Here is a 5,849-nt window from a genome sequence, read left to right as displayed (position 1 = left end):
GATAATGCCTCGGGTGTGGCTGAGGTATTATGCAAAATAGATGATGAGGAATGGAAGAAATACGACGCTACATTTTCGATTGCTCAGGAAGGCAGGCATAAGATTAGAATTAGCGCAATAGATACGATTGGCAATCAAACAATGGAAAAGGAGATTGATGTCATTGTTGACAATACAGCACCAGAAGTCAAGATGGATATAGACCGAAAATCAGGCTGTTTCGTTCATCCGCAGACCAGATTTTCATTAGCCGCCAGTGATGATGTCGCCGGGGTCGGTGAGGTAATATACCGGATAGATAATGAGAAATGGAAGAAATACACCGGGGCATTTTCGATTAGCCAGTCAGGTAATCACAGGATTGGATTCCGAGCAATAGACACGGTTGGCAATCAGTCAAAGGAAGAAATAACTGATGTCATCGTTGATAATACACCTCCGGAGGTCCAGATGGATATAGACCACAAATCTGGTTGTTTTGTTCATCCACATACCAGATTTTCAATAATAACCACTGATAATGTTGCGGGTGTGGCTGAGGTGTTATATCGGATAGATAATAAGGGATGGAAGAGATACAGCGGCACATTTTCGATTTCTCTTGAAGGCAGTCATAAGATTGGCATTGTGGCAATAGACACGGTTGGCAATCAATCAAAAGAAATGGTAACCAATATCATTGTTGATAACACGCCACCAGCGGTAAAGATTGATGTAGACCGAAAATCAGGCAATTTTGTTCATCCGCAAACCAGATTCTCATTAATCGCCAGTGATAATGCCTCGGGTGTCGCTGAGGTATTATACAAGATAGATAATGAGGAATGGAAGAGATACCCGGGACCATTTTCAATTTCTCAAGCAGGTATCCATCGGATTGGATTTCAAGCAAAAGATAATATTGGCAATCAATCAAAGGAACAAGTGCTTGATGTCATTGTGGATAATACCCCACCGGAAATAAAGATTGACATAGACCACAAATCTGGTTGTTTTGTTCATTCGCAGACCAGATTTTCATTAGTCGCCATTGATGATGTCGCCGGGGTCGGTGAGGTGATATACCGGATAGATAATGAGAAATGGAAGAAATACACCGGGGCATTTTCGATTAGCCGGGAAGGTAATCATCGAATTGGATTCCGAGCCGCAGATACGGTTGGCAATCAATCAAAGGAAAATGTCCTTGATGTCATCGTTGACAATACACCACCGGAGATAAGGATTGACATAGACCGCAAATCAGGCAATTTTGTTCATCCGCAGAGCAAGTTTTCATTAATCGCCAGTGATAATGCCTCGGGTCTGACTGAGGTATTATACAAAATTGATAATGAGGAGTGGAAGAGATACAACGGGCTATTTTCGATTTCGCAGGAAGGTAATCATCAGATTGGATTCCGAGCCGCAGATACGGTTGGCAATCAATCAAAGGAAAATGTAATTGATGTCATCGTTGACAATACTCCACCGGAGATAAAAATTGATATAGACCGCAAATCAGGCAGTTTTGTTCATCCGCAAACCAAATTCTCATTAATTGCCAGTGATAATGCCTCGGGTGTGACTGAGGTGCAATGCAAGATTGATAATGAGAAGTGGAAGAGATACATGGGAGCGTTTTCGATAGTTGAGGAGGGTATTCACCAGATTGGATTCCGAGCAATAGACCCCCTTGGCAATCTATCAGAGGAAAAGATGGTTAATATTATTGTTGATAGGACACCGCCGGAAGTCCAGATTGATATAGACCGCAAATTCGGTTGTTTTGTTCATTCGCAGACTAAATTTTCACTAATAGCCATTGATGATGTCTGTGGTGTGAGTGAGGTGTTATATCGGCTCGATAATAATAAGGAATGGAAGAGATACAGCGGCACATTTTCGCTCTCACAGGAAGGCAGTCATCGAATTGGATTTCGAGCAGTAGATATGGTTGGCAATCAATCAAAGGAGCAAGTGCTTGATGTCATTGTGGATAATACCCCGCCGGAAATAAAGATTGAACTCGATAGAAGAGCAGGGAGTTTTATTCATCCGCATACCAGATTTTCATTAATCGCCGGTGATAATGCCGCTGGTGTGGCTGAGGTGCTATGCAAAATAGATGATGAGGAATGGAAAAGATACACGGGTGCATTCTCGATTAGCCAGGAAGGTAGTCATCGAATTGGATTTCGAGCAGTGGATATGGTTGGTAATCAATCAAAGGAGCAAATGCTTGATGTCATTGTTGACAACACACCACCGGAAATAAAGATTGAGATAGACCGCAAATCCGGGAGTTTTGTTCATCCGCATACCAGATTTTCATTAATCGCCGGTGATAATACCTCGGGTGTGGCTGAGGTGTTATGCAAAATAGATAATGGAGATTGGAAGAGATACAATGGGGCATTTTCGATTGCGGATGAAGGCAACCACCGTATTGGATTTCGAGCAATAGATACGGTTGGTAATCAATCAAAGGAAGAGATAGTTGATGTCATTGTTGACAGGACACCGCCGGAGGTAAAGATTGAGATAGATAGATGTGTCCAGTTAGATTCAAGGTATTATGTTCATTCGGATGCCAGATTTTCATTAATCGCCATTGATGATGCCGCTGGTGTGGCTGAGGTGCTATACAGACTCGATGATGGAGAGTGGAAGAAATACGAGGGTGCATTCTCGATTTCTCTTGAAGGTATCCATCGCATTGGCGGACAGGCAATAGACACGGTTGGCAACCAATCCAAAGAAAAAGTGATTGATGTCATTGTTGAAAAATAACTATTGAACCACGAAAAGTTTGTAACCTGTGAAGTAGGTAACTATTCAGCCACTGATTAACACGGATTAGCACGGATAAATAGCAGAAGGCAGAGGGGAGAGGGCAGAAGGCAGAGGGCAGAGGGCAGATGAGAAAGGGGGAAAGGGAGAAACGGAGAAATCTGTGAAATCTGCGTAAATATTGGGTTGAAGTAAAATAAAACTGCTAATAGGCAAGATAATCTAAGGTTAGGTATCTATCTGGCAAAAGCAGAGGTATCAAAATGCAATTAAAGATGTTTACCAGAAAGGGCTAATAAAATTAACGCTCAATTTTATCCCAGAACATTCCGATTCTTTAAGGAGGTGATAAAAAATGCAAACATACCAATTCGAAACAAAAATTTTACCAAATGGTATAATCCCATTACCAAAAGAATATAAGTCCTTGAAATCCCATATGGTAAAGATAATAATTATAGAAAAGGAAAAGAAAGAAAAAACTCTTTCGGAAGAGACCAAGCTATTCTGGGATTCTTTTGGGAGTTGGAAAGATGAGCGGGATGAGGAGGAAATAGTTAAGGATATATATGAAACTCGAAAGTCTTCAAAAGGAGAGATAAGATTATGAAATATCTCTTAGATACGGATACCTGTATTTATTGGTTCAAGGGAATAGATAAAATAAAGGAAAGGGTCAAAAAAGTAGGAGAGGATAATTTAGCCGTTTCAATAATCACTATTGGAGAGCTAAAGTATGGAGCCTACTTTTCAAAATATGTAGAGCAAAATCTCAAGAGATTGTCCGATTTTTTGAAGAAAGTAGAAATCGCCTATCTTAATGAAGAAAGTATTGACCAGTATGGAAGAAACAAGGCAAATTTGAGAAAAGAAGGAAGACTGATAGAAGACTTTGACCTTCTAAATGCAAGTGTTGCTTTGAGCAGAAGTTGGATTTTAGTTACAAATAATCTCAGGCATTATGAAAGAATAAAAGAACTTAAAGTTGAGAATTGGCTGTAGATGGTAAGCTTTTAAGGGCAAGACATCTTGCTCAGAAGGCGAGGAGTGGAGGTCAGATCGTGAATGTGGGATGCACAATAATTCGGTGAGGCAGAGGAAAAGGAAAAGACAGGGAATCAGAGCTTTTGTCTAACCCTGCGTTGCAGTTGACGGCGGGGGACTGTGCCGAGCACGGGTATGAGGGGCACATCTTGAATTGTGAATTAACGAGGGGTAATTCCCAATTCACAAGATGTGACCCTCTTCTTTCTCTTCTTTCCTAAAGGCTCATCTGAGATAGAAAAAAAGAAGAAGATAGATGAGATTATAGAGCTTATCTCAAGATTGAGGAGGTAAGATAAATGGAACAAGAAAAGAAAAGTGGATGTATCGTTTGTGGGAAAGAGCTGGAATATCTGACTGAGGCAATTTCCGCTACCTGCTCTTATTGTAGAAAGAGTGAAAAGGGTTATTTTATTTGTAAGGAAAGACATTATGTCTGTGAGGATTGCCATAAAAGAGGTGCTCTTGAGGTAATTACCCAATTCTGTCTTTCTTCAAAAACAACCAATCCACTTGAGATGGCAGATATCCTGATGAAACATCCCTCAATTCATATGATCGGTCCTGAACATCATCCGATGATTGCTGGAATTCTTGTTACAGCATATAAAAATGTAGCCGGTGGCGTAGATGAGAAAGCGATAGAGGAAGCGATTAAAAGGGGAAGCAATATCCCTGCTGGCTATTGTGGGTTATATGGCACAGATGGTGTTGCTATTGCCTGTGGCATAGCTGTAGCTATTATCCTGAAGGCAACACCTCTCTCTGATACAGAAAGAATTATCGCCAATGTAATGACCTCTCGTGTGCTTGCTTCAATAGCCAATCATCGTGGGGCAAGATGTTGTAAACGAAGCACATATATCGCCATTGAGACGGCTATTCAATACTTCCGTGAGGTTTTAAAGGTAAAGCTGGGTTATATTCCATCATCTCTACTAAAATGCGAACATAGCTCAAGAAATAAACATTGCAATAAAGGGGATTGTAGGTTTTATGTTTGATAAATGCCCGGGTTTAGCTAATATTTCAACCCCTACGCTGAAAATAAAGGAGTGTCCAGACTGCAAAGAGGAAGTTGAAATATTCTCCAATGAGACAATGGTAAGATGTAAGTGTGGATTTATTGTTTATAATGACATCCAATCCTGCTTACAATGGTGCAAATATGCTAAAGAATGTGTAGGAGAGAAGATTTACAATAAGTTGAAAAGGAGTAAATATGATGAGCAAGAACGCTGTCATCCATGCTAGAGTAGAATCTGATCTAAAGGAACACGCCGAAAGCATCTTCCGCCGTCTTGGTGTTTCAACAACTCAGGCGATAGCCATCTTCTACAAGCAGGTGGTTCTTCGAAAAGGACTGCCCTTTGACGTTGCGATTCCAAACAAGACAACGCAAAGGACGTTTGAGGCAACAGATGCCGGGCGTGATGTAATTCTCTGTAAAGATGCAAAAGATATGTTCCGGAAATTGGGGATATGATGTATACGCCTGTCTACACGAAGCAGTTCTCCAAAGATATTAAACTTACCCAGAATCGCCGAAAGAACATGGAGAAATTAAAAATGATTGTCCTGTGTCTGCTTGACGGTGAACGATTGGATCCGATACACCGAGACCACAAACTTATCGGAGATTATGAGGATCGGCGAGAGTGCCACATAGAATCGGATTGGTTGTTGATATACAAGATTCAAGGAAATACAATTGTTTTTGAGCGGACAGGTACTCACTCAGATTTATTCAAGAGGTAGTGATTGCTCAACAATTGCATAAGGATTGGGGCAGACATTAATTATGGAATAGAGAAATAAGAAGAAAAAGACGGTGAAGTGGAACTTTTTCCTAACCAATCGTTGCAGCGGACGGCGGGGGCTGTGCCGTAATTGAAAGTTTTGTAGTATCGTAAGCGTTCAGGTGGTGTAACAAAAGGAGATGTGGAGATTAAGGAGATAGGGAGATATTATTAAAAAAATTGAAATTAATAGAAACTAATAGAAATTTATGGAAATTTGTTGTTTTCCACAAT

General features: G+C 40.6%; 7 protein-coding genes. All 7 read left to right on the top strand.

Annotated elements, in window-relative coordinates:
• On the top strand, positions 1-2,772 hold a 2,772-nt coding region (locus AB1422_15620), incomplete at its 5' end, for an Ig-like domain-containing protein (GenBank protein MEW6620738.1).
• Positions 2,773-3,127: 355 nt separating this feature from the next.
• Entirely contained in the window at positions 3,128-3,382 is a 255-nt protein-coding gene (locus AB1422_15615) for a hypothetical protein (GenBank protein MEW6620737.1), read from the top strand.
• Positions 3,379-3,774: a PIN domain-containing protein gene (locus AB1422_15610; GenBank protein MEW6620736.1), complete on the top strand. Its 396-nt coding sequence runs from the start codon at positions 3,379-3,381 to the stop codon at positions 3,772-3,774. Before AB1422_15615 ends, AB1422_15610 begins: the two co-directional genes overlap by 4 nt.
• A gap of 341 nt (positions 3,775-4,115) precedes the next feature.
• On the top strand, positions 4,116-4,820 hold the full coding sequence (locus AB1422_15605) for a DUF5714 domain-containing protein (protein MEW6620735.1): 705 nt from the start codon (positions 4,116-4,118) through the stop codon (positions 4,818-4,820).
• Positions 4,813-5,070, top strand: coding sequence for a hypothetical protein (locus tag AB1422_15600; protein ID MEW6620734.1), 258 nt, complete (start codon positions 4,813-4,815; stop codon positions 5,068-5,070). The genes AB1422_15605 and AB1422_15600 overlap by 8 nt, the downstream gene beginning before the upstream one ends.
• Positions 5,042-5,302, top strand: a complete 261-nt coding sequence (locus AB1422_15595) for a type II toxin-antitoxin system RelB/DinJ family antitoxin (protein ID MEW6620733.1) — start codon at positions 5,042-5,044, stop codon at positions 5,300-5,302. The genes AB1422_15600 and AB1422_15595 overlap by 29 nt, the downstream gene beginning before the upstream one ends.
• The gene (locus tag AB1422_15590) at positions 5,299-5,574 is read left to right on the top strand and encodes a type II toxin-antitoxin system YafQ family toxin (protein ID MEW6620732.1); all 276 of its coding nucleotides are present in this window, start codon (positions 5,299-5,301) and stop codon (positions 5,572-5,574) included. Before AB1422_15595 ends, AB1422_15590 begins: the two co-directional genes overlap by 4 nt.
• Positions 5,575-5,849 lie beyond the last annotated feature (275 nt).

The sequence above is a fragment of the bacterium genome (genome assembly GCA_040757115.1).
Taxonomy (GTDB): domain Bacteria; phylum UBA9089; class CG2-30-40-21; order CG2-30-40-21; family SBAY01; genus JBFLXS01.
Note: the sequence above shows the minus strand (reverse complement) of the source record. Positions and strands in the feature narration are given on the sequence as shown.